The organism is Rahnella sp. R3(2024), assembly GCF_042920125.1.
Lineage (GTDB): Bacteria > Pseudomonadota > Gammaproteobacteria > Enterobacterales > Enterobacteriaceae > Rahnella > Rahnella rivi.
Genome location: NZ_JBHGBU010000002.1, coordinates 417,489 through 438,540, shown reverse-complemented (window position 1 = coordinate 438,540; position 21,052 = coordinate 417,489). Strand labels below are relative to the sequence as shown.

The following is a 21,052-nucleotide window of genomic DNA, read 5'->3' as shown; positions in this document are numbered from 1 at the left end:
CTCCACACTCTTATTTTGCTTTGCCGGTAGCGATAACACCCATCGCCAGCGCGCGGTCTAATGTCGTCAGTAACAGATGTTCCTGTGTACCGTGTTCTCTTTCCCAATCCTGGGTATTCGCATGAAGTGAGTCGTGACACCGTCTGCACAGCGGGATCACGAACAGGTCATGCGCTTTTGTCGCCATACCGCCAAAGCCATTTCCGGTGATGTGATGCGGATCATCAGATCCGTTACCACAGGCACAGCAGGGCTGGCGCTTTACCCACTGGGTGTATTTTGTGTTCTCATACCGGCGGCGCTTCGGGCGAAGCAAATAGGACTCAGGCGTCTCCGGATCGATTGCCAGCGCCAGCACCGGTTTGATGTTTTCCGCCAGCACTTCACCAGGCTGTTTCGCCCATGGGTTCACGTCCGCCTCTTTACGCTGTCCACCAGGTACGTCGTAAGGAATCCCCATGGCTTCACTGATAATTTTCTGCGGTAACTTGTCAGCTATGCCCTTTCCGACCGCCCACCAGCACAACTCGCCCAGTGATATTTTGTGACCAACAGGCTCGCCCAGCCAGCGGCGGATCCTTTCAGTGACAAATTCCATGGTGTTCGCCAGAGCTAAGTCATCCAGATCGACTGATTCTTTGTTCCGTAACTGAGTGTCGTGATACCAGCATAGGGATATAACTCCGCGCTTCCGGCGCGCATGCGTCATTTCGTGGTGGTGATATCCAGCATGATCGGAGCATTGGCAACCGCGATTGTGTTTAACCCAGTTAGTCATCTCCTCCCAGCCGCCAGCAGCATAAAGAACGGGCTCTGACGCAAGAAAACTGATTATCAGTGGGTGTTTGGCGATCGGCTGCACTTCTGGAAGAACAAGCCCATCTGGCGCATTACGCAAATCAGCGGGCTCGTCGGTGATCAGCAGACGTTTCCCTGTGAAGTGCTGCAGCATGTCGCCCGGCGGCCGCAACAGCACGATCCCCAAATCCCTCTGTGGGTATGGCTTCAATAATGCCCTCATTTTGCGCCCTCCCCGGCTTTGGCCAGGCTATTCAGCACAGCATCAGCATGTTCATGCGCGTTGTCGTAATCCGACGGGCAATGCTCGCCAGTCGCAGATGCAGCCTTAAGATAGCCACGATAGGCATCAAGCCAGATTTTCTGAAGTTCGTTCACGCTGCCACCTCCGACGTTGAATTGTTAAGGCGCGCCGCCTGCCAGCGGATTTGCCCAAGGAATGCCTCTCCCTGCGCCAGCAACTGTTCTCTGCTGACATAACTGATTGCCGGGCCACGCCATTTCTTATCAAACACGACGATCGCGCCAGCAAAGAAAGCGCCAGTCGGAACCTGGTCTTTATCAGCCGGAACAAACCATGACGGGGAATCAAAACCAATACGTCCGCGAATAAATGAGACGTGATCCGCGCCTTCAGGCCACCATGTTTCTGACGTGGCAGCTTTAATAAGGAATACATAGCGACCACCTAGCTCACGCATCTGGAATGCATGATTGATGATATGGCTCATGCCGGTAATGTATTGACCATCGTGTTTGCTGGCGCGGGAATAAGGCGGATTAGCAAATGCTGCACCATTCAGGTTGCCTAAGCGCGCCGCCCAATCCTGAGCTAACGCGTTATCTTCAACGGTGTAGAACGCTGGGCATTTGCTATTTTGACCGTCTGTGAAAAGGTCGAGGACTAAGGGGCCAAACATCGCATTTATGCCCCAGAAAAGCGCGTCAGGTGTGCACCATTGATCTCCGACTTCCTTCAGCTTGTGGGCAGGTTTGTTCCTCAGCGCTGAGAGAGTGTCTGCGTATTGATGAATTGGTTCTGATGTTACTTCATCAGCCTGAGTGGCGCAGTCTTCTTCATCTGATAAAGCCTCGCAGGATTCGCTGCAAGATCCGGAATCATACCCACCCATACCTCGAACTGTGGCCGCGATTTCATCACGGGAATGTTCAGAAAAAATCCCAATGATGGACTCAAGCGAGTTATCACCTCGATACATGATCTTGTTTTCCTGCTGGCTGCGTTCTACTACTCGGACGCTTTCGCTGGTGATCACATCCATAAAATCTGCAGCCATTTGTGGTTCATCGCGGGTAGCGAGCGCGACCTTATTGATGCCTTTTTTAATGCAGAACACACAATTACCAAGATGTTCAGCCAACCCCAAATCGAAAGGCTGAGCCGCCCACCAATCGAGCACATCCTGTTTTTCAAAATCACTGATTGCAGCCAAATAGTGAAAACCTTCACGCTCCTTCAGGCGGCGCGGCTCATCGATGCGGATCCCCAGCCATTTATCAAAGCTTTCGAAATTGTCTTTGCAGTAGCGGTCGAATGGCTCAATTTTCATAGTGCGGGTGCAAAAAGCGCCATGAACATAAGGGGTCCCATACTTTTCGCAAACATCGCGCCACGGTTGAAGATCCGGCCCTATCTCATCCAAGCCAATCTGACGATAGCTGTTCGCTTTACCCAGTTCTGGTGTCACAACAACACGTAGACAGACCAGATCAATAGCCCAGTGATTCGCAACGTTGCGTACGAATTCATAAGTCTTCGGATGCTCAGCGCCAGTGTCCATGAACACGTAACGGATATCTTCACCAGCTGCGCGGCGCTGTTCCATCCGATGAACCAGGTAAGCCGACGTTCTGCCGCCGGAAAAACTAACAACTTGAACTGTCATGCATGTCCCCTTCCCTGACGTACTGCCCACAGATTGCGTTCAAACTAAGCACTGATTTCTGCCTTGGTTTTCACTGAACCTGATAGTGTTGCAAGGCTGTATTTGCGCGGATAAGTCTCGGTATGAATCAGGTGCACTTCAGGCCGGGCTCTTAATGCGATGATTGCGCCGTGCACTGCCGTCTTGTGCGGTGTCACACCCGTTCTGGCGGCGATCTGGGCTTCAATCTGTGCCGATGTACGCGGGGTGTTATCGTGTTGTAGCTCTTCGAGAACTAATTCTGGGTATGATTTCATGCTGCTTTCACTCCCTGCTGACGCTGGGCGCAGTCTTTCCAAATCTTGGCCCATGTGGTGATGGCGAAGTCACTGCGCATGCTGCGGACGCTGGCCTTGCTGGCCTCGGTGCACACCAGTTTTTCCAACTCGCTCGGGGCTTTGGTTGCCGCTACACCACTGATGAACCGACGGTATGCCGCATCACGCTCGGCGGTATCAACTGCAACTTCACCATCAACGGTCCACTTTCCGTTCACACAGACCGGGCGGCCACTCTTCCCCCATTTGGTCGCGCTGAGCAGGTAGCCTTCGAATTTTGCTGGCTGGAACAACGTTGCCGGGCGCAGATACTCGGCCATCTTCGGAGAGTCGCCCCAGTGAACCTGCTTGTATTCGATAACCAGCAGCAGTTCTTCCAAGGTGTGGCCTTCTCGCAGACGGGCACGCATGTTTTCTAGCGAGCTGTTGGCAGGCTGGTAACGTGATCCGGTGATTTGGTTCAGGTGTTTCAGTGCCTGTTTAGCCTGATCAGTAATTTCAACCTCGGCGTCGGTCTGCGCAGCAGGCTGACAAAAGGTTTTTATATCTGATGGATCTTGTTTTGAATTTACTAACGGATCCCCTCCAGATTCTGGACGGTCAAAACCGCTTTTATTCACGTTTTCTGGACGTTCAGAATCTGAATATTCAGAATTTGAACGTTCAGAATCTGAATGTTCAGAAACTGGACTATCAGAATAGAAACCCGCAGCTGCCTCGCGGAGCTTCTTCACGTTCAGGTAATACAGGTTGGTTTTATTGCGGTTGCCCTTGCGGCGTTCTTCTCGAGATAACCAGCCATCTTTCTGCAACTGAGTGATGGCCGTAATGACAGTGCTGCGGCCAGCGCCAATCTGACGCGCAATCGTCTCAATACCCGGATAGCAGGTCCCTTCATCGCTGGAGAAATCCGCAAGACGCAGCATTACCAGCAATTGGGTACCTTTCACGCCAGCCTGAGCCAGCCCGTCCCAGACGTATGCGGATAACTTAACGCTCATAGGATCCTCGTGAATTTTCGCCGGAATTGTTCAGTAGGCTGGGCGCATTCATGCGGATAGCCGGTGCGCAGGAAGATGACGCGATCCCCCGCTCGGTCGAATCCCACGACGTGTACCACAACGCCCCGCCAATCCTTGTAACGCCGGTCCAGCTTTTGGATTTCTTCAGGCATGCGCTCACCTTCCGGCTGTGCTCACAGACGTAACCTACCCACCATGCCGCGAACTGGTAGTTGCACGGGATCCAGCGGTTGCCTATCATCACTTCGTACGAAAGAGATCCAGCGGTACCGACAGTCGCTATACAGCGGATTTGCGGAACTCCGGCTTTTATGAGTAAACTGTTCATGCGTTGATTACTCCACACGTTTAGTTAATGCACCCGACGCCCCGAGCTGCACACTTGGGGCGTCAACCTTTTCATGCAAGGCCACTACTGACTTCACATACTCATCACGGGCAGCTAAATGCTTACGATGAAGCGCCATAATTTCTGTCCTCTCGTTTTCATCAATAACCCCGTCGTCTGCTATCGAAGTATTTATCTGCTGATCAACCTTCCCGCTCTTAGCCGCAACCTTTACCCCCTTGATGAACAGATCAACGTGGTCCAGTTCGTCACGATTTGGGATTTCAACGAAAAAGCCGCCGCGGCGCTGAGCGAAGTAGTTCGCCAGTTGATTGGCACCACTGATGTCATCCATCGCTTCAAGCTCTGCAACCTCGAAGAAGCGACAGCCATTCTTTTCGTACAGGTTGTTGTTGAATTGCGTTTCGGTCATGCCCAAAGCGCCAGCCATGGCAGAACGCCCGCCGGGGAATGCTTTGCACATCGCTTTAACTGTTGATTTCAGGTCTACCATTTCGTTTTTCCTTCGGTAGTTATGGCTGGGCGCCAGCGGTGCTAGCCTTTTCGTACATGGAAGGGACGTACTTAATTTTCCCCTTCGTAATTCTTTCAACTTTCATCGCCTGTTTTTCCGGGATAACGTTGCCCCACTGACAAACGGCACTATGAGAAATATCCAATGCGCTTGCTGCCTTCGAAGTTCCGCCAAAATGTTTGAGAACATCACTTTTAAACATGCTTCCCCCACCCTTAAAGTAAGTATACTTACATCGTATATTCACAGAATACTTACGTCAACTAAATGTAAGATAGCTAACATTGAAAATGACGGGAGGTTCTGATGAATACCGTGGGAAGCCGTGTAAAATTTAGGCGGCGTCAGTTGAAAATGACTCAAAAGGATGTGGCTGAATATGTGGGCGTCTCCGCCTCGGCTGTCACCCAATGGGAAAACGACGCCACCGTACCATCAAGCGAAAGCCTGCTGAAATTAGCCACTGTTCTACAGTCTTCGCCTGACTGGCTGTTGAAGGGTCAAGGTGAAATCGACGCTCCAAGCAGGATCAATGCCGGTCGTTCTAAAAGTGTTCCGCTCATATCTTGGGTTCAGGCCGGGGCATGGACTGACGTAATCAGCGATAAGTTGACTGCGAGCAATACGGAATGGATAGAGACAACTGCGAAGGTTTCAGATAACTCGTTTGCCCTCAAGGTAAAGGGGGCGTCTATGACCTCAACTGGTGCCTTGAGCATTCCCGATGGTTCCATAGTTATTGTGGATCCTGAATTTGGGTTCATCGATGAGGCCAACGGCCGCATTGTGGTGGCGCAAGTTGATGGGAGCAGCCAGGCCACTATTAAGAAATTGGAAATAGATGGCCCAAATCACTACCTAATGCCGCTTAATCCAGACTTCAAACCTATTTTAATTGATAGCAGCTGCAAGTTGGTTGGTGTCGTGAAACAGATCATCATCGATTTCCACTAATCATAGCTATCTTTTAAGGCCCGCCATGCGCGGGCTTTTTTGTGTCCAAAATTTAAGTGTAAGTTAACTTAACTTTTTATTGACAGTAAATGTAAGTTTGCTAATACTGAATCACATCAGGGCAGCACAACGATAAGAGCACTTCAGCTTAATGAGGTATCAGAATGGATAAGCAAGAGCCGGTAATTATTGCCAGTAACCTGAGTAATGGAGAGTTACTGAAGTGGATGCAGGACAAGATCGGAGCGGCGGTTCAATTGAAAGAAGCGCTTTCTATGCAAAAGCATTATCAGAAAGCGCTGCAAGAAGTAACGGACAGAATTGAGATGCTTCAAAAATCTGCGGCGCTACAGGTAGAAGCATCAATTAAACCTGCTGTTATTTTTGAGTTTTTTGAATCCGCATATATTGAAGATTCAGAAATTACGAAAGCTAAGATTTCACTTGAGGGTTCAAAGACTCAATCCGTTTAACAAGAGATTTGGCTGTCTCTGCAATAACCGGATCTTTAACTTCATAAGCTTGCGCGTGGCGATTTAAATTTTCAATAACGTCGCTTTTAACTGTAGGTAAAGCAGTAGAAATGGAATGAATTGCGACAGTGAATGCGTTTTCAAGGGTTTGAATTCTTCTTGCGAGAGTTATCAGATCAACTGGAATGGTTTCCATAAGTATTTCCTTCTTGGTTGTGTGGAAACACCAAGATACCACCGCCGCCTGAGGTGGAGAAGTAACCAGGCACACAACGATAAGAGAACTGCAACTTGATGGGAGTTTGAGTAATTTTAACCTTGGCGGCTGGATTCAATATGCTGGAAGAGGTGGTCTGGCAGAGGCGGAACGAGGGCTATATATGGAGTGTCCCTAAATGTGACTACTGAGCTCACATCTACTGGGTGGTGGCAAAGAGCGCAGACGAGCGAGGAAACCATGTCAGAGCTGGGGTAATTGGAAGAGGCAACAAAACGTTCAGAAGTACATTTCTCACAAGAGAGTTTTATGTCAGGCATTTTTACAACTCGGGGATAGGTGCGGGACTTAATTAGAATTATTAAGAATTTTCCTATTCATGTTTTAGTGTAGCAGGTTTCTCGGTTTTCGCCGAATTAGCACAACGATAAGAGTATTGGTTGTTGAGCGTCTCACTAACAATCAACTTCTGAACCACAGAATCAGTGCTCTTAACGTTGTGGCAAGCATCAGGTGATGGCCGGGCCTATCCCGCCCGGTTGCGGTTTCGACTACCGCCGCCCTATCAGATCGACGTGGAACTCGATAATTGCTGTGTGTACTTGTCTTTCGGCGGTGGCATGACTCTTCAACCTACCCAAGGGGGAGCGAAGATAATGTTCTGATCATGACCACCGCCAATTTTTTCGCAGACATAGACAAGGGTTCGCTGGCCCCACCAGCACACCCAGTGCGCAACCGGTGGCCCTTTTCTATGTGTGTGAGTAATTTCCCGCGGTGTGCGCCGCGATAACGAGGGCATGAAAATGGCTGAAAGTCGTATGACCAACGTCCCGGAGTTTCTATCCGAACTGGACGCCGGTATTTTCGAAAACAAAATCGCCGCTGCACTGAATGCCGCTGCTTTGGGCGTTCTCAACAATGGCGGTAAAGGCAAAGTCACCATCGAGATTGATGTTTCCCGCATCAGTAATTCGATGGAAGAAAAACGCGTAATGCTGGCTCACAAACTGAAGTTCTCAGCACCAACGCCGCGCGGGAAAACGTCGGAAGAAGACACCACCGAAACCCCGATGTACGTCGGCAAAGGCGGCAAGTTGTCCATCATGCAGGAAGACCAAGGCCAGTTGTTCACAATGGCGGGTGCTGCTGACGGCAAACTCCGCGACGCGCGATAACCATCGCATTAAATCTTCTGAAAAAGGAAATCGTTATGTCTCAAGTTTTAGACGCATCAGCAATCAAAGAAGTCCGCGACATGTCTTTTTCGACGCTGCTGGAAGAGCGTCTTTCCTCCGCTGATTGCCCCGCTGTCGCTCTGCCAGAGTCAGTGCGCATTCATTCTCTCGAAAACCTGCAGGATGGACGCTTCCGCTTCCGCGGGAAAATGGAAACTGCCAGCATTCACGACTTCTGCCGCTACTGTAAACAGTATGCAGGTGCTGGCGTCCGCAGCTTCATCAACGCCGACAACATGGCAGCGGTGACAGTATTCAACTTCGGCACACTGGATTTGCCAGGGCACGCCGATAACACCGCTGTACTGAAGTTGAAACGCACTGCCCCATTCCAAGCTTTGCTGAATATCAACGGTGCCAAAAACTCACAGAAAGATCTGGCTGAGTGGCTGGAAGACTGGTCTGAATTCCTGATTGCATTTACCGCTGACGGCGAAGTGCTGGACATCAAGAAAGCGATCGGCGGCGTTCGTAAGATCACCATCGAAGCATCCAGCTCGGCGGATCATGAAGACAGTGATTTCGGTGCCAAGCGCTCTGTAATGGAAAGCGTGGAAGCCAAAAGCAAAGAAGTCATGCCAGCGGCTTTTGAATTTAAGTGCGTGCCGTATGAAGGTTTGGGCGATCGCCGCTTACGCCTGCGTTACAGCGTGTTGACGGGCGGCAATGCTCCGGTGCTGGTTCTGCGCATTGTCCAGCTGGAAACCGAAGAAGAGCATATGGCTACAGAGTTCCGCGAACTGCTCGAAACCAACTTCACCGACGTAGAAGTTGAAACCTTCATCGGTGAATTCAAAGCCTGATAGCGTGGCCTTAAATGCCCTGATCCGCTGGGGCATTTAGTGAATCGTTATTACTGAAATTAAATTGCCATCACTGGCAAGGGATTCGTTCACGCCGAAATCAGCAAAGGTGTATTTCATGAAAACTGATATCGCTTTCTATCTGGTCCTCGGCGTGGTTATGGCAATCACTTATTTGGGAATGCAGATATGAAAGAGCGCCCTGTTTTATTCAATGGAAATATGGTTCGCGCCATTCTCAGCGTTCGCAAGACGCAGACACGCCGAGTTATTAATCCGCAACCTTCTTCCGGCGTGCGCAAATCAGTGCTCGTCAAATCCGGTGTTGAAGACGGCCACGGCAGGGAACTTGTTTGCCCACTAGGTCAGACCGGTGATCAGCTCTGGGTGCGTGAGACCTTTGCTACAGGGTTATGCACTAAAACCACTATGGCATACAAAGCAAGCCATAAGGCTGAGGATTTGGAGGAAGGTTGGCTGGAAAAAATAAAATGGCGCCCATCCATCCACATGCCGCGCTGGGCCAGTCGTATTCAGTTGGAAATAACCAACGTTGGCGTACAGCGTCTTCAGGATATCAGTTCAGGTGATGTTGTCCGCGAGGGTATTTGCCAACTTCCGGCTTCTGGCCGGTACTGCATCAATCCTGGTGATCAGTATTTGGGTGGCGCCAGCCACGATGCCAGAGAGGTTTTTTATTGGTTATGGGATTCTATATACGGTGGCGATTCAAAACGATGCTGGCAAGCAAACCCGTGGGTATGGGTGGCCGAATTTAAGCTCTTAGCGCCAGCAGGAGAACTGTCATGACTGACAAAACTGATATTCCAGAGTTAAGAAGATTCAATTTTGAGATATGGCCTCATGAAGCCTATATCAGCGAACAATATGACGGTGCATATGTGCTTTTCGCGGATGCCAATCAGCAGCTCGAAGCAGAACGCCACACCAACTCGCGGCTTGAGGCAGAACTCGCAGCGCTGAAAGGCGATCAGGTGCCAGTGGCTTGGTTAAACGACGCGCACCTTGCGCGCGGCCACATCGAAGGTGAGGCGGGTGAAGAGGATGCCGGTCCGGGTATGATTCCTGTTTACCGGGAAAAATACATTACGCCGCAAAAGCCAGTCATCAGCAAAGAAAAACTGTGTGACTGGTTAGAAGATAATTTTGATATCGATGATAGCCAGCGCGATGCATTCGCTAATTGTTTTGCTCATCACTGCAAGTGCATCGTTAAAAAGGAAGATGAATAATGAAGAATTTAACAAACGAACGTCTGAAGGAAATCATCGCGCACCGCTCCCCTTCTCTGCGTTGGGGAGAGGCTGAAGCAATGGCAAGAGAGCTTTTAGTTTTGCGTCCTGGTGAAGTGGCCGCGGTTACTGCTGAATCCGCGCCAGCATATCTTCTGGGTTTAATGGAACAGGTTAAAGCCTGCAACACCCTGGAAGAGCTCAGAGAACTGAGGAGCCGGGTTAGCCTGTCTGATCTGAATACAGCGATCGGTTCTATCGACCAAGCAATCGAAAAACTTTCAAATCTGTAAGCCGGTGTGCAGCCAGCTATAACTTAAACGTGTGGGGTGATTTATGGCGAGAACATTAACGTTAGATGAATGGGCTCTCGATGAGTTTTCAGCACCAATACCCAGCAGAGCAACGCTGATGAGGTATGCCAAAAACGGAATGATTTACCCCCTTCCCTTTAAGGCTGGACGTTGCTGGCGTGTTGAAGCGACAGCGCGTTTTATTGGCATGGCCGAGAAGCCCGAGATCAGCAAGGACTTAGATCCACGTTTAATGAGGATTCTCGAAGATGGCACGTCCACGTAAATACAACGTGAATATCCCAGGTCTTTCCTGCTACACCGACGCCAGAACCAAAAAGGTTTACTGGCGTTATAAACATCCAGGAACAGGAAAATTTCACGGGCTTGGAGACAATGAAGAGGAAGCAAAAGCAATCGCAATAGATGCAAATATGCAATTAAACCAGCGGAAAATGGCAAACCTTCTCCGGGTAAGAAATGAAATTAGCCGTGAGGTAAGCAAAGGGATTACCACAAATGCATGGGTTGATAAGTACAGACTAATTCAATTAGAAAGAGTTAATGCCGGGGAGATCAAAGCTGATACTGCAAAGCTTCGTGAACCATCATTAAGAGCTTTGGTTTCTCACTGTGGCATAAAAACCTTATCAGATGTAGGTGCCAGAGATATCGCCGGAATTCTGGATCTATATATAGAAAAAGGCCAAGGCCGAATGGCGCAAATGGTACGCTCCACACTAAGTGATGTTTTTAAGGAAGCCCAGCATGCTGGGGAGGTTCCTGCTGGATATAATCCGGCGAAAGCAACTAAGCAACCAAGAGCGAAAGTTACAAGGCAAAGGCTTTCTTTGGATGAGTGGAAGGAAATATATAAAGAGGCTTTGAAGATGCCAGTGCACATTCCCCGTGCAATGTTGTTGGCAATGATTACCGGACAGCGAATTGGAGATATTTCAAAATTAAAATTCGCGGATATTTGGGATAACAAGCTTCATATAGTACAACAAAAAACCGGGGCAAAAGTTGCCATTCCGCTTTCTTTAAAATGTGAAGCGTTGGGCATTACACTTCAGGATGTCATTGCTGAATGTCGTGATTCAGTTTTGAGCCAATGGATCTTGCATCATCACAGAGCGAGAAGAAATTGTACGCGTGGTGGGCAGATCACTAAGAGCACACTTTCAAAGGGATTTGCAGAAGCGCGAGATAACTGCGGCCTAAAATGGACGGGGGAAAGTCCCCCCACCTTTCACGAGCAGCGTTCTCTGTCAGAACGGCTTTTCAGTGAACAGGGTGTGAACACACAGGTTTTACTCGGACACAAAAATAGCCAGATGACGGAGAAATATCACGACGATCGGGGTAAAGACTGGAAGGAGGTTATCGTTTAATTCGTTGGTGGTTTTGCAGAAGAATTTTGCAGGAGTTTTGCAGGAATGCACATTTATCTCGTAATAATATGAAGTTAGCAGTTGATACCCATGCCGAAATCATAGGTGGTGGACAAACCATAGCCGTCACCGTTCTGATGACCGACATCGCGGTGATTGTTTGTGCCTTCAGTATCGTTGGTGCCATCGTTAGCACCCTGATATTGCAGTGCAAAGTTCAGGCCTTTCACTTCGCCGAAGAAGTCAGTGTTACGGTAAGTTGCAACGCCGTTGGTACGGCCAACCATGAAGTTATCGGTGGTAGTGTAGGTATCGCCACCGAACACTGGCAGCATATCGGTCCAGGCTTCAACGTCATACACCACGCCGTAGTTACGGCCATAATCGAAAGAACCGTAGTTATCGAATTTCAGACCTGCAAAGCCCAGACGGGTCGCATTGCCTGAATTGCTACCTTCAGTGTTGTTCGCCTGAACGTTGTATTCCCATTGGCCGTAACCGGTCAGTTGGTCAGAAATTTGGGTTTCACCTTTAAAGCCAACGCGGACGTAGGTTTCATCACCATCGTCAGCCACGTTGTCAGAAAACTGATGACGGGCATCCACTTTACCGTACAGGTCAAGTTTGTTGCCGTCTTTATTATAAACTTCCGCGGAGTGTGCTGCGCCAGCAACTAATAAGGCTGGAACAATCAGGGCCAATGCTTTTAATTTCATGACGTCATTCCTTTATCATTTAATTGAATACTTAATTTTTTTATATATACTTTATTTATGAGTCAGAGCTCGCAGTAATACTAACCAACTAGTTCCCTTGTTATGTAGGGAAATTATCGCGTTTGTTTTTATTATTTATTGCTAAGTATTTCAATGCTATTGACATATATTTGGTATGAATGAATTAAAATTAAATATATATAAATTGTATTTATTTTTAGCTTTCATCTTGTGGTAATTTACTTTCCGGATTGCGGCATCATCACTGCAATTCATTTTTACCCTTCCTTGGTTTTATTGTTTATATTTATCCGTCGCGATCCCCCTGTCCGCGACCGCAATGATTACCCCGCCTGACTGCGGGGTTTTTTTTGCATAAAAAAACCCATAACCGGCGAAAGTTATGGGCTCTGCAAATGAGAGAGAACTAAGAAATACGACGAGGTCAGAGAAACGTTAAACGTCCACAACAACCTGCATATCTGATGCTGTGATTGCGCATCCGCAAGGCCAACACCCGCTATTCAGGCACAACGGCTACTCTCAGGAGAAGAGTTTGTTAAACGCACAGTTCGTTCCAGTAACTGATGCGCATTAAACGGGTATACCGGTCAGGAGCGGCGAAACCACGCCGGGTCACTGTTCCCCACATCAATGCCATACAGACACCCGGTCGCCAGAAAACTTTCCAGCAAACGCGTTGTATCCTGCGTTTTATCTTCTGTGTGCGCGCTCACCTTGCGGCGAGTCAGGCGTTGCCAGAACGAGCGTGGCGCAGCAGCTGGTGCATTCGTTGACATACGGGCCTCCGGGTATTCACTGTAAGTTCATCACTGATCAGCGCAGACATTGTCTTTCGCTGGAATGACGTCAGTTAACCGTTTCTGCGCCCTAAACTGAACCAACCATTTTTGCTTTGCAAAGCGATAAATCGACTAAGCCGCGCCCGGCCAGATACCTTCACAGAATAATTTTGCACAGGCGACGCTGTGTTGGTGGCGTAACGCCGGATCGCCGCTGTTCTGTGCCAGCTGTACCAGCATGCCGGTAAAACACTGACCGAGCAGTGGCGCAGGGATATCGTCACGAAACAGGCCATGCTGCTGACTGTGTGCCAGATTTTCAGCGATAAGCTGTGACAGTAGCGCCTGGGTCCCGGCGCTGTGCGGTGGCAGGAGAAAAGCGCGCTCCGTTAGGCTGGCATCTTCAGCCAGAAAATTAAGCAGTTTGCGGAAACTCAGTGCCATGCGGTCCAATACCTGATTTTCAGCAACCTGCGGTGAAATTTGTAATGAGCGCGTCAGCGTGGTGAGACGCTCGTGAAACAGAGTGAGGCTGTTATCGGTCATGGTGTTGCCCTGTTTATTCCTGTTAATCCCCTATTCTACCCGAGTGCGGCCTTGTTTCGCGGCCAATCTGTACCTTCCTACTTATTCGAATCGATACAGTTAGTGACGGTGGTTAACAATTGCACATGCCGTCTCAGGGGCGTAAACCAGTAAGCAGCTCACGTAACGGTACGGAGACGGTATTTCCGTGCGTTGCGCGCAGCACCTGAAGAAGATACCGAATACATAGAGGATGGTTGTATGTCTAAAAATGGAAAAGTGGCTTTAGTGACAGGTGGCGGTCAGGGGATTGGCCGTGCAATTGCCCTGCGTCTTGCCAAAGATGGTTTTGCCGTGGCTGTTGTGGATTTTAATCATGAAACGGCGAAGAAAGTGGCTGAAGAAATCAATCATGCTGGCGGCAAGGCCATTGCCCAGCTGGCCGATGTGTCAGACCGCGATCAGGTGTTTGCTGCGGTCGAAGCCGCCACAGCGCAACTCGGTGGTTTTGATGTCATCGTCAATAACGCCGGTATTGCGCCAACCACGCTGATTGAAGACATCACCCCTGAGATTGTCGATAAAGTCTATAACATCAATGTAAAAGGCGTTATCTGGGGCATTCAGGCGGCGATCAAAGCTTTTAAATCGCAGGGGCACGGCGGGAAAATCATTAATGCCTGTTCTCAGGCCGGGCATGTCGGTAACCCGGAGCTGGCGATTTACAGCTCGAGTAAATTCGCGGTCCGCGGCCTGACTCAGACTGCTGCACGGGATTTAGCGCCGCTGGGCATCACCGTGAACGCGTATTGCCCGGGGATTGTGAAAACACCTATGTGGGAAGAGATTGACCGGCAGGTGTCTGCAGCAGCAGGCAAACCGGTGGGTTATGGTACCCAGGAGTTTGCGAAAAACATTACGCTGAAACGCCTCTCAGAACCGGAAGATGTCGCTGGCTGCGTCTCTTACCTGGCAGGCCCGGATTCTGATTATATGACCGGTCAGTCATTGTTAATCGATGGCGGCATGGTCTTTAACTGAGTGTGTGTGCGTCAATCAGGCCTCTCATCATGAGAGGCTTTTTTATGCCTGGCGGTTAACCGTCAGGCGTTCGCCAGCGGTATGTAATACTCGCAGGTCACGCCGTTAAGTGCGGATTCCCGTGAGTATTTTTCGAGATCGGGCTGCATGATAAATTCCAGGCCGAGGGTGGGCAAAAATACCGAGTACATGTAGAGAATGAAATCATTCAGTCGGCTGAGATCGTAAGGGTAATTGATCTTCAGATAACGACTGGCAGGCACAAAAATGTCGTGACTGGCACCGATCCTGACTTCATGGGCCACGGTATATTCCATCTGTAACGCATTCGCCACTTCATCGTGAGTATCAGGGCGACAATCAGACAGCCCCCATACCGGCGCGAGCAATGATTCCGGCGTGGCCAGATAACGCAGCAGTTCAGCCCGGTGAACGTGGTTTTTACTGTTGAAAAGCGCTTCGATCGGATAAGAATGCGTGGTGGTTTCGCCTTCAAAGGCCATTTCCGGCAACTCAACAATTTCGTATTCCGGCTGTGGGAATTCGTCAACGGTCAATGGCGCGGTGATGCCATTCATGGTCCATGAGGCGTTGCGCCGGTACATTCCCGGCGTTTCTGCAAAGTTCTTTTTGAATGAACGGGTAAACGTCTGCTGCGAATCATAAGAATAATACAGTGAGATATCGAGGATCGGCATATTGGTCAGACGCAAAGCAATCGCCGCCATCGTCAGACGACGGTCACGGATGTATTTACCCAGCGCGTGGCCCGTTTTGCTTTTAAATAATCGCTGAAGATACCACGGAGAATAGCCGGTTTTTTTCGAGGCTTTTTCCATCGTCAGACGATCACTTAAGTTGACTTCGATCCAGTAGAGAAGCTCTTTGATCAAGTCGTCATGAAAATCAGGTTTTTGTTCGCTCTGCAAGATGGACTCCCGGTGCTGCTATAACGTCGCGCGCTTAGTGCGCAACAGATTTTGAAAACACGTTCACAACGATCACGCCGGCGATGATAAGTCCGAGGCCAATGACGGCGGGCGTATCCAGCTTTTGACCGTAACCAAACCACCCTATCGCTGAGACAAGAACGATACCGACACCGGACCAGATGGCGTATGCAATCCCGGTGGGCAGCGTTTTCAGCGTCAGCGACAGCAAAAATATCGCAATGGTGTAACCCAGTAACGTGACCACACTGGGCCATAAACGGGTAAACCCTTCCGAGCTCTTCAGGCTGCTGGTGGCGATGACTTCGGCCACAATGGCGAGTCCGAGGATCAGGTAGGTTTTAAACATCAGAAGTTTCCTTGCGGTAAAGCTCGTTTTGGATAGCGCGGTTAAGGTTGTATTCGGCGCAGACGCTGGTCAGCCCGAGAGATTCAAGACGCGACATGGCATCCATGCTGCTGCTCAGGCCAATCAGACGCCAGGCAATGTGCGCGGCGGACTCCCCTGCGATAAATTCGTGGGTATCCCTGCCGTATTCAATGGCTGATGAAACGAGCTGATGCCAGTCGGCAACAGACGCCGCAAAAGCGGATTTCATCAGCGGTTCCTGTTCAGTCAGCAGCATTGCCTCGTGCCACAACGGGATCGCCATCAGCGATTCCTGATCCTGCGGGCTTATCAGAAACAGTGTTAAGCGTTCACGTGCACTCAGGGACTGACAATCATTATCCAGTTGCTCCTTGAGGATCTTCATTACCCGCGCATACGCCTGGGCACGCAATTCAGCTGCGCTGGAAAAATGATGGTGAACCTGCCCGACCGCAACGCCGGCTACCTGAGCGACGCGCCGGACGGTGGTCGCCGCCAGACCTTCCTGACGTGCGATGCATGCGGCGGCTTCCAGAAGCGAGGCGCGACGTTCTTTTTTACACAGATAAGCCAACGAAGGATCCAAAATGAGGGACGGACAGCGGACGATAATGCCAAGACTTGAACGGATGTTCAAGTTTTTTGAGAACGTTCATTCACATAGGGATATATACAGTTAATAATACGAAAATAACTTGCAATCGAATTGAAAAAGGTACCCGCCAGACTTGACAGGCCGCACGATTATTAAATCAAATTATTCACTTGCGCACACAAAACTGCTCGCCGCGTGTGTATCACCCTGACCTTTATATTTCGGAAACAACGGATAATCACAAAGCGGCATTTCTCGCCCGGCAGTGCCTTTATTGGTGTCGATCATGACTTGCTGACCGGGGTCAATTCCGTGATCTACCCATTTATCCAGCGTGCCCAGAGAATCCCAGCTGACACGAAACGCCCCGCTGCTGTGGGTGAATCCCGGCGCCAGATAAAGGCGGGCAAACTGACGCACGGTTTTTTCGCCAAACTGCGCCTGAAGTTTCTCGTAATACGCCACGGTATTTCCCGGCGGTACGGCCATATCGGCAGTGCCGTGCATCAGCAGCAGTTTGCCCCCGTGCTGCACAAACGCGCGGATATCCGCTTCGTTGTTATCAACCTGCGAAGCCAGTTCCAGCAGACGCTGCTTATGGGCTGCCGGGTCAAAGGTCAGCGAATCGTATTGCGGCGAGCGCATCACTTCATAACGCACCGCCTGATCGCCCATCATGTAGGGAAAGGAGATGATCAGATTTGAGGCTTCAGGTTTGGGTTTGTCTGCACCAGAACCAAACACGCTGACAATGGACGGCGCATCAGCGCCCTGCAATATCGGCCATGGCGCAAAACTGTCGCCCGAAGGCAAACTGACCCCGAGTGACACCGGCTTACTCAGCCTATGTACCATCGCAATTTGGGTGTCGGACAGGCAACCCGCGCCCTCATCTTTACCGTCTTTGCAACGCAGATGGGCGAGTTTGAAGGTGGCATCGCAGGCTTTGATATTGGCAACCACGCCATCGGCCAGACCGTCAAGCTTGTCACACGCACCATTGACCGCGTTGGCGATCAGGGCTGACTTCGCGGGAGATATCCACGCGCCCGGTGTGTTGTAAATGGCCTGACCAATGCGGATGCCCGCCATATGTAATTCGACCACGTTGTAAACCGGGTGGATGGCGATGGCACCATCGTAGTCAAGGGGAAAGCGCTGAATGGCGGCCAGCGCTTCATGACCGCCCTGCGAGTTGCCCTGAAAATACATCCGCGAAGGTTTACGTCCATAAGCTTGCTGAATTAGCGCAACTGCCACATCGTGAGTTTTCTTTATTTGCGCACCGGCGAAGTTTTGCCAGGCTTCATCATTGAGAGTAAATGAGGCATCAGACACGCCGCCCTGATGTCCGGAATCACTTCCAAACGTTGCGTAGCCCTGCTTCAGCGCACCGGGTGTGGCCGCCGGAGCCAGACGCGCTGTATCTGCGCCTTTTACAGAACCATCGAAACCGCCACCGCCAAGTTGCAACGCTTTACCATTCCACATGAGCGGTAAATACAGCTGAAATTCAATATCGGGGGATTTCAGATCTACAGGTTTAATCTGCCCTTCCAGCTTACAGTGCGGTTCATTCGGCTGCCCGGCCATCGCCACGGCGGTGATCACTGCACCGCGCGTAGGCAGCCCGATACTGGCAGCATCAATGCGGGCGGTTTTCAGGCCTATGCACTGTGCCTGAGTCAATTGCTTTTGCGGTGCTGCGAGTACAGCAGTGCTGATCACCAATAACAAACCCGTAAGGAGGGACGCTTTCATCAGGCTGTGTTCATTCCGTCAAATGAGTTGCCGCAGTGTGTCATTAAAAAGGGAACGAAAAAAGCGCTGCCTGACCGCTTTCGTGACCTTTTTGAATAATTTTTGCTCGTTAATATATGTGTTTTCTATGTGTCTATAATTACCATATAGGTCATGAATATTTTTAAATGATATATATCCTGGATGATTTACTTAGCGAAATTATTAATAAAAATAAAATTTAGAAATAATGACTTTTGATTTGTCCCTTGTTGTACGTCAGAGTATATTGCTGCAGGCATTTGATAGCAGATGCCCATTAAGCGCTACTAACATAATATTTTAAAAGGATTTTTTATGAAAAACGTAATTAAAGTTGTACTTCTTGGTGCGGTTATTTCCACCCTTTCCGGTTGCACCGGCAGCGTGTCTAACAAAGATAAAAACTGCAGCTATGATTATTTACTGACACCAAGCCTGTCTATTTCCAAATGGATTGGCGGTTGCGGCCCGACTGATAAATAAGTCAATAATCACGCTACTCGCGTGATGGTCCGGCATTCATCACACCCGGATCTTTATACAGGGAGAGTTATCTCCCTTTTTAAAAACCCTTTTTTAGTTACAACATTCTAATGCTTTGGGTTTAAAACCAACGGAGTAAAGCTTTGACACTTGCGTCTTTTGAGTCTGTCAGGTGGAAGCCAGCTTGAACTTTTTCTGCAGGTGACCTGATGTAAACAGAACGGGCATGTTTAACGCCTTCCATCTTAAAAGGCGCTGTAACATCTTTGCAGGCAGATGGGCAACCCGGATCGCATTGCACGGAGAGTGGCTATCAGGATACTTTACAAAGTATTTTAGCCATCAGCTCCCTGAATGCAGGTACATCCCGGCTGAATGAGAAATCGGGATTGATTGCCTTGCGGGCTATCAGGCCGTCGATAAACGCAAACAATATGATGGTGACTTCTTCAGAATTAAGTTCACGCGGAAACTCGCCTGCCCCTATCCCCTTCTCAATAATCCCCGCGATACCCTCACGCATGATTTTGTCGCTGGAAACGAACGTTTTCTGCAAATGCGGGTTCCTGGCAGACTCGGCCATAATTTCAACCCAAAGACGATGAGTTACCGGGTAACCTACATCGCTGATACAGGAGGCCACCTGTACGCAAAGTCGATCGAAATGCGAACCGGTGTAGGGCTCATCATGCATCATCAGGGCAGAATTCTGCTCTTCGAGAACAATAGCGCGTATGAGCTCATCCTTGCTTTTGAAATAGGTATACATGGCCCCCTGACTTATACCGGCGCACGTGGAGATTTCACGCACGCTGGTTGCGCTGAATCCTTTATTAGCAAAACAGGCGGCGGCGGCAGTAATGAGCTTATGGTAGGTTTCCGTATCCTTTAACATAGCGGCCTTCAATAGTGAGTTAAGAGCGGCACTTTAACGTGCTTTTATGCTACAGACCAGAGTCACTGCGGCTCAGGCCGCTATCCATGCCGATGGAAAATTTTCCTGCCCTATAGTAATTCACTGTTATGGGCTCCTTTTGGGAAATGGAAAACATTGTACGTTTAGGTGATTTTTGTACTGACTGATATCAACTGCCCGCAAAGGTTGATACTTCCCTTCAGCCAGTTTTTTAATGTTTCGCCAGACATTGTCTCCCGTCAGATTGATGTGTTCCCAGCCCATCGGAGACAAGTGTTACAGCAATTGCTCATTGATATGTACCCCCTTCCTCTTCAGCAGGTTAACGTCGTTCTCTATATATACGGTATTCCACAATGTGATCGCGGCGGTGATCAGCGTCAGTCCGCTGGCCCGGTAACTCTGGTTTTCCAGACCTCGATCCCTTATTTCGCCCAGACGATGCATGAAAACGGCTCTGGCAAGGGCATTCCGGGTTTCCCCTTTGTTCAGGCCTGCCTGAACTCTGCGACGCAGTGAAAGATCGCGAATCCAGTCCAGCATAAATAGCGTTCGCTCAATGCGACCGATTTCCCTCTGTGCCTTGGCAAGCCCATTCTGTTTCGGATAACTGGCCAGCTTTTTCAGCATTAGAGAAGCGGTCACAGTTCCCTGCTTTATTGAGGTCGCCAGCCTCAGAATTTCATCCAAGTGGGATTCTATCTCTATGATATTCCATGTAATTATAGAAATAATTGACTGTAGAGCCGGATATTTATCAGCCTTCGCCTGAATAAATAACCGCTAGTCATGAAGATCCCGGATCCTTGGTGCAAAAGTGAACCCCAGCAGATACATCAGCGCAAAAATATGTTCCATTTTGCTGATCGAGCAGATAGACCGCCTGACCCGTCTCAGCAATAGTGACTGGATGACGCTGAAAAAGCAGATAGAACAACACGAGTTGCGGATTATCAGCCTGGATGTCTCCACTTCATGGCAGGCACTGTCAGATAAAAACCCTTCGCAGGTCGAACCTCTCACCCGCGCAGTAATAACCGCCATTATCAATATGCTTATCGTCCTGATAGCCGCAATGTCACATAAGGACTGTCTGATTCTCCGCCAGCAACAAAAACAGGGAATTGAGCGGGCGCATACGCTGGGGGTAAGCAAGCTGATCAGGACCAGCATCAGAAAGTCCTGTACTACCGGCAGGTCAAGAAACTCAGTATCAGGTAAACAGCGGATGCAGCGGGATACAGGCCTTCCCAGATATGCCGCATTCAGGCGCTGTGCCGACAATCAGAGGCGAGTTATTTTGGTTAAGTCGTGATTGCTGTATGATGCCGATGAGTAT

Annotated in this window: 27 protein-coding genes and 3 pseudogenes; 12 read left to right on the top strand and 18 right to left on the bottom strand. The window is 49.6% G+C overall.

What is annotated here, in order from left to right:
- Nucleotides 1-10: 10 nt before the first annotated feature.
- The 8 genes from ABSH60_RS22450 to ABSH60_RS22415 all read right to left on the bottom strand — a co-directional run bounded on the left by ABSH60_RS22450 (nt 11) and on the right by ABSH60_RS22415 (nt 5,109).
- The gene (locus ABSH60_RS22450; RefSeq protein WP_390976267.1) at nt 11-1,021 is read right to left on the bottom strand and encodes a DUF968 domain-containing protein; all 1,011 of its coding nucleotides are present in this window, start codon (nt 1,019-1,021) and stop codon (nt 11-13) included.
- Nucleotides 1,018-1,176 carry a hypothetical protein gene (locus ABSH60_RS22445; RefSeq protein WP_390976266.1) on the bottom strand — a complete coding sequence of 53 codons (159 nt, stop codon included), beginning with the start codon at nt 1,174-1,176 and terminating at the stop codon, nt 1,018-1,020. The genes ABSH60_RS22450 and ABSH60_RS22445 overlap by 4 nt, the downstream gene beginning before the upstream one ends.
- Nucleotides 1,173-2,705 carry a phage N-6-adenine-methyltransferase gene (locus tag ABSH60_RS22440; protein ID WP_390976264.1) on the bottom strand — a complete coding sequence of 511 codons (1,533 nt, stop codon included), beginning with the start codon at nt 2,703-2,705 and terminating at the stop codon, nt 1,173-1,175. The genes ABSH60_RS22445 and ABSH60_RS22440 overlap by 4 nt, the downstream gene beginning before the upstream one ends.
- A 44-nt stretch (nt 2,706-2,749) precedes the next feature.
- Nucleotides 2,750-3,001: a hypothetical protein gene (locus tag ABSH60_RS22435; RefSeq protein WP_390976262.1), complete on the bottom strand. Its 252-nt coding sequence runs from the start codon at nt 2,999-3,001 to the stop codon at nt 2,750-2,752.
- Nucleotides 2,998-4,023 carry a conserved phage C-terminal domain-containing protein gene (locus tag ABSH60_RS22430; protein WP_390976260.1) on the bottom strand — a complete coding sequence of 342 codons (1,026 nt, stop codon included), beginning with the start codon at nt 4,021-4,023 and terminating at the stop codon, nt 2,998-3,000. Before ABSH60_RS22430 ends, ABSH60_RS22435 begins: the two co-directional genes overlap by 4 nt.
- Nucleotides 4,020-4,196 (bottom strand): DUF4222 domain-containing protein, encoded by a 177-nt coding sequence (locus tag ABSH60_RS22425; protein ID WP_217203791.1) that lies wholly within the window; start codon nt 4,194-4,196, stop codon nt 4,020-4,022. The genes ABSH60_RS22430 and ABSH60_RS22425 overlap by 4 nt, the downstream gene beginning before the upstream one ends.
- Before the next feature lie 183 nt (nt 4,197-4,379).
- A complete protein-coding gene (locus ABSH60_RS22420) occupies nt 4,380-4,886 on the bottom strand; it encodes a YmfL family putative regulatory protein (RefSeq protein ID WP_390976258.1) in 507 nt (168 codons plus the stop codon).
- Between the two features lie 19 nt (nt 4,887-4,905).
- On the bottom strand, nt 4,906-5,109 hold the full coding sequence (locus ABSH60_RS22415) for a Cro/CI family transcriptional regulator (RefSeq protein WP_390976256.1): 204 nt from the start codon (nt 5,107-5,109) through the stop codon (nt 4,906-4,908).
- A 104-nt stretch (nt 5,110-5,213) separates the two neighbouring features.
- On the opposite strand from ABSH60_RS22415, the gene ABSH60_RS22410 reads away from it, so the two are divergent.
- Nucleotides 5,214-5,861, top strand: coding sequence for a S24 family peptidase (locus tag ABSH60_RS22410; protein WP_390976254.1), 648 nt, complete (start codon nt 5,214-5,216; stop codon nt 5,859-5,861).
- Between the two features lie 164 nt (nt 5,862-6,025).
- On the top strand, nt 6,026-6,334 hold the full coding sequence (locus ABSH60_RS22405; protein ID WP_390976252.1) for a hypothetical protein: 309 nt from the start codon (nt 6,026-6,028) through the stop codon (nt 6,332-6,334).
- On the opposite strand, the gene ABSH60_RS22400 is transcribed toward ABSH60_RS22405, so the two are convergent.
- Nucleotides 6,294-6,530, bottom strand: a complete 237-nt coding sequence (locus tag ABSH60_RS22400) for a hypothetical protein (protein ID WP_390976250.1) — start codon at nt 6,528-6,530, stop codon at nt 6,294-6,296. The genes ABSH60_RS22405 and ABSH60_RS22400 overlap by 41 nt on opposite strands.
- Nucleotides 6,531-7,357: 827 nt before the next feature.
- Here ABSH60_RS22400 and ABSH60_RS22395 point away from each other — a divergent pair.
- From ABSH60_RS22395 to ABSH60_RS22365, 7 genes are all read left to right on the top strand, one after another.
- The gene (locus ABSH60_RS22395) at nt 7,358-7,729 is read left to right on the top strand and encodes a hypothetical protein (RefSeq protein ID WP_390976248.1); all 372 of its coding nucleotides are present in this window, start codon (nt 7,358-7,360) and stop codon (nt 7,727-7,729) included.
- Nucleotides 7,730-7,764: 35 nt separating this feature from the next.
- Nucleotides 7,765-8,592, top strand: coding sequence for a DUF2303 family protein (locus tag ABSH60_RS22390; protein WP_390976246.1), 828 nt, complete (start codon nt 7,765-7,767; stop codon nt 8,590-8,592).
- A gap of 189 nt (nt 8,593-8,781) precedes the next feature.
- Nucleotides 8,782-9,402 carry a hypothetical protein gene (locus ABSH60_RS22385; RefSeq protein ID WP_390976244.1) on the top strand — a complete coding sequence of 207 codons (621 nt, stop codon included), beginning with the start codon at nt 8,782-8,784 and terminating at the stop codon, nt 9,400-9,402.
- Entirely contained in the window at nt 9,399-9,845 is a 447-nt protein-coding gene (locus tag ABSH60_RS22380; RefSeq protein ID WP_122095714.1) for a hypothetical protein, read from the top strand. The genes ABSH60_RS22385 and ABSH60_RS22380 overlap by 4 nt, the downstream gene beginning before the upstream one ends.
- Nucleotides 9,845-10,138 carry a hypothetical protein gene (locus tag ABSH60_RS22375; protein WP_390976242.1) on the top strand — a complete coding sequence of 98 codons (294 nt, stop codon included), beginning with the start codon at nt 9,845-9,847 and terminating at the stop codon, nt 10,136-10,138. The genes ABSH60_RS22380 and ABSH60_RS22375 overlap by 1 nt, the downstream gene beginning before the upstream one ends.
- Before the next feature lie 43 nt (nt 10,139-10,181).
- Nucleotides 10,182-10,424 carry an excisionase gene (locus tag ABSH60_RS22370; protein ID WP_136376633.1) on the top strand — a complete coding sequence of 81 codons (243 nt, stop codon included), beginning with the start codon at nt 10,182-10,184 and terminating at the stop codon, nt 10,422-10,424.
- Entirely contained in the window at nt 10,408-11,532 is a 1,125-nt protein-coding gene (locus ABSH60_RS22365; RefSeq protein WP_390976240.1) for a phage integrase Arm DNA-binding domain-containing protein, read from the top strand. Before ABSH60_RS22370 ends, ABSH60_RS22365 begins: the two co-directional genes overlap by 17 nt.
- 80 nt (nt 11,533-11,612) lie before the next feature.
- On the opposite strand, the pseudogene ABSH60_RS22360 reads toward ABSH60_RS22365, so the two are convergent.
- From ABSH60_RS22360 to ABSH60_RS22350, 3 genes and pseudogenes are all read right to left on the bottom strand, one after another.
- Nucleotides 11,613-12,248 (bottom strand): annotated as a pseudogene (locus ABSH60_RS22360) (porin); the annotation flags it as partial.
- A 611-nt stretch (nt 12,249-12,859) separates the two neighbouring features.
- Entirely contained in the window at nt 12,860-13,048 is a 189-nt protein-coding gene (locus tag ABSH60_RS22355; RefSeq protein ID WP_056773823.1) for a hypothetical protein, read from the bottom strand.
- 135 nt (nt 13,049-13,183) lie between these two features.
- Nucleotides 13,184-13,597, bottom strand: coding sequence for a hypothetical protein (locus tag ABSH60_RS22350; RefSeq protein WP_122096701.1), 414 nt, complete (start codon nt 13,595-13,597; stop codon nt 13,184-13,186).
- 240 nt (nt 13,598-13,837) lie between these two features.
- On the opposite strand from ABSH60_RS22350, the gene ABSH60_RS22345 reads away from it, so the two are divergent.
- Complete coding sequence (locus ABSH60_RS22345; protein ID WP_056773817.1) at nt 13,838-14,617, top strand: (S)-acetoin forming diacetyl reductase; 780 nt, start codon at nt 13,838-13,840, stop codon at nt 14,615-14,617.
- Between the two features lie 62 nt (nt 14,618-14,679).
- Here the strand turns inward: ABSH60_RS22345 and ABSH60_RS22340 are convergent, their stop codons facing one another.
- From ABSH60_RS22340 to ABSH60_RS22325, 4 genes are all read right to left on the bottom strand, one after another.
- Nucleotides 14,680-15,546 (bottom strand): helix-turn-helix domain-containing protein, encoded by an 867-nt coding sequence (locus tag ABSH60_RS22340; protein WP_056773814.1) that lies wholly within the window; start codon nt 15,544-15,546, stop codon nt 14,680-14,682.
- A gap of 34 nt (nt 15,547-15,580) precedes the next feature.
- Nucleotides 15,581-15,916 (bottom strand): SMR family transporter, encoded by a 336-nt coding sequence (locus tag ABSH60_RS22335; protein WP_056773809.1) that lies wholly within the window; start codon nt 15,914-15,916, stop codon nt 15,581-15,583.
- Complete coding sequence (locus ABSH60_RS22330) at nt 15,909-16,511, bottom strand: TetR family transcriptional regulator (RefSeq protein WP_072158076.1); 603 nt, start codon at nt 16,509-16,511, stop codon at nt 15,909-15,911. The genes ABSH60_RS22335 and ABSH60_RS22330 overlap by 8 nt, the downstream gene beginning before the upstream one ends.
- 183 nt (nt 16,512-16,694) lie before the next feature.
- Nucleotides 16,695-18,293 carry a tannase/feruloyl esterase family alpha/beta hydrolase gene (locus ABSH60_RS22325; RefSeq protein ID WP_390976236.1) on the bottom strand — a complete coding sequence of 533 codons (1,599 nt, stop codon included), beginning with the start codon at nt 18,291-18,293 and terminating at the stop codon, nt 16,695-16,697.
- A gap of 336 nt (nt 18,294-18,629) precedes the next feature.
- On the opposite strand from ABSH60_RS22325, the gene ABSH60_RS22320 reads away from it, so the two are divergent.
- Nucleotides 18,630-18,797 (top strand): YhfL family protein, encoded by a 168-nt coding sequence (locus ABSH60_RS22320; protein ID WP_072158075.1) that lies wholly within the window; start codon nt 18,630-18,632, stop codon nt 18,795-18,797.
- 313 nt (nt 18,798-19,110) lie between these two features.
- Here ABSH60_RS22320 and ABSH60_RS22315 read toward each other — a convergent pair whose 3' ends face one another.
- Nucleotides 19,111-19,692, bottom strand: coding sequence for a TetR family transcriptional regulator (locus tag ABSH60_RS22315; protein WP_390976234.1), 582 nt, complete (start codon nt 19,690-19,692; stop codon nt 19,111-19,113).
- A gap of 126 nt (nt 19,693-19,818) precedes the next feature.
- A pseudogene (locus ABSH60_RS22310) lies at nt 19,819-20,568 on the bottom strand (Tn3 family transposase); the annotation flags it as partial.
- Between ABSH60_RS22310 and ABSH60_RS22305 the strand changes: the two are divergent.
- A pseudogene (locus tag ABSH60_RS22305) lies at nt 20,516-21,021 on the top strand (resolvase). The pseudogenes ABSH60_RS22310 and ABSH60_RS22305 sit on opposite strands and share 53 nt — an antisense overlap.
- Nucleotides 21,022-21,052: the final 31 nt, after the last annotated feature.

Bases quoted from the DNA above. Each gene is read 5' to 3' on its own strand.
- ABSH60_RS22450 (WP_390976267.1), bottom strand. From the start codon at position 1,021: ATGAGGGCATTATTGAAGCCATACCCACAGAGGGATTTGGGGATCGTG.
- ABSH60_RS22440 (WP_390976264.1), bottom strand. From the start codon at position 2,705: ATGACAGTTCAAGTTGTTAGTTTTTCCGGCGGCAGAACGTCGGCTTAC.
- ABSH60_RS22435 (WP_390976262.1), bottom strand. From the start codon at position 3,001: ATGAAATCATACCCAGAATTAGTTCTCGAAGAGCTACAACACGATAAC.
- ABSH60_RS22430 (WP_390976260.1), bottom strand. From the start codon at position 4,023: ATGAGCGTTAAGTTATCCGCATACGTCTGGGACGGGCTGGCTCAGGCT.
- ABSH60_RS22425 (WP_217203791.1), bottom strand. From the start codon at position 4,196: ATGCCTGAAGAAATCCAAAAGCTGGACCGGCGTTACAAGGATTGGCGG.
- ABSH60_RS22420 (WP_390976258.1), bottom strand. From the start codon at position 4,886: ATGGTAGACCTGAAATCAACAGTTAAAGCGATGTGCAAAGCATTCCCC.
- ABSH60_RS22415 (WP_390976256.1), bottom strand. From the start codon at position 5,109: ATGTTTAAAAGTGATGTTCTCAAACATTTTGGCGGAACTTCGAAGGCA.
- ABSH60_RS22410 (WP_390976254.1), top strand. From the start codon at position 5,214: ATGAATACCGTGGGAAGCCGTGTAAAATTTAGGCGGCGTCAGTTGAAA.
- ABSH60_RS22405 (WP_390976252.1), top strand. From the start codon at position 6,026: ATGGATAAGCAAGAGCCGGTAATTATTGCCAGTAACCTGAGTAATGGA.
- ABSH60_RS22400 (WP_390976250.1), bottom strand. From the start codon at position 6,530: ATGGAAACCATTCCAGTTGATCTGATAACTCTCGCAAGAAGAATTCAA.
- ABSH60_RS22395 (WP_390976248.1), top strand. From the start codon at position 7,358: ATGGCTGAAAGTCGTATGACCAACGTCCCGGAGTTTCTATCCGAACTG.
- ABSH60_RS22390 (WP_390976246.1), top strand. From the start codon at position 7,765: ATGTCTCAAGTTTTAGACGCATCAGCAATCAAAGAAGTCCGCGACATG.
- ABSH60_RS22385 (WP_390976244.1), top strand. From the start codon at position 8,782: ATGAAAGAGCGCCCTGTTTTATTCAATGGAAATATGGTTCGCGCCATT.
- ABSH60_RS22380 (WP_122095714.1), top strand. From the start codon at position 9,399: ATGACTGACAAAACTGATATTCCAGAGTTAAGAAGATTCAATTTTGAG.
- ABSH60_RS22375 (WP_390976242.1), top strand. From the start codon at position 9,845: ATGAAGAATTTAACAAACGAACGTCTGAAGGAAATCATCGCGCACCGC.
- ABSH60_RS22370 (WP_136376633.1), top strand. From the start codon at position 10,182: ATGGCGAGAACATTAACGTTAGATGAATGGGCTCTCGATGAGTTTTCA.
- ABSH60_RS22365 (WP_390976240.1), top strand. From the start codon at position 10,408: ATGGCACGTCCACGTAAATACAACGTGAATATCCCAGGTCTTTCCTGC.
- ABSH60_RS22355 (WP_056773823.1), bottom strand. From the start codon at position 13,048: ATGTCAACGAATGCACCAGCTGCTGCGCCACGCTCGTTCTGGCAACGC.
- ABSH60_RS22350 (WP_122096701.1), bottom strand. From the start codon at position 13,597: ATGACCGATAACAGCCTCACTCTGTTTCACGAGCGTCTCACCACGCTG.
- ABSH60_RS22345 (WP_056773817.1), top strand. From the start codon at position 13,838: ATGTCTAAAAATGGAAAAGTGGCTTTAGTGACAGGTGGCGGTCAGGGG.
- ABSH60_RS22335 (WP_056773809.1), bottom strand. From the start codon at position 15,916: ATGTTTAAAACCTACCTGATCCTCGGACTCGCCATTGTGGCCGAAGTC.
- ABSH60_RS22325 (WP_390976236.1), bottom strand. From the start codon at position 18,293: ATGAAAGCGTCCCTCCTTACGGGTTTGTTATTGGTGATCAGCACTGCT.
- ABSH60_RS22320 (WP_072158075.1), top strand. From the start codon at position 18,630: ATGAAAAACGTAATTAAAGTTGTACTTCTTGGTGCGGTTATTTCCACC.
- ABSH60_RS22315 (WP_390976234.1), bottom strand. From the start codon at position 19,692: ATGTTAAAGGATACGGAAACCTACCATAAGCTCATTACTGCCGCCGCC.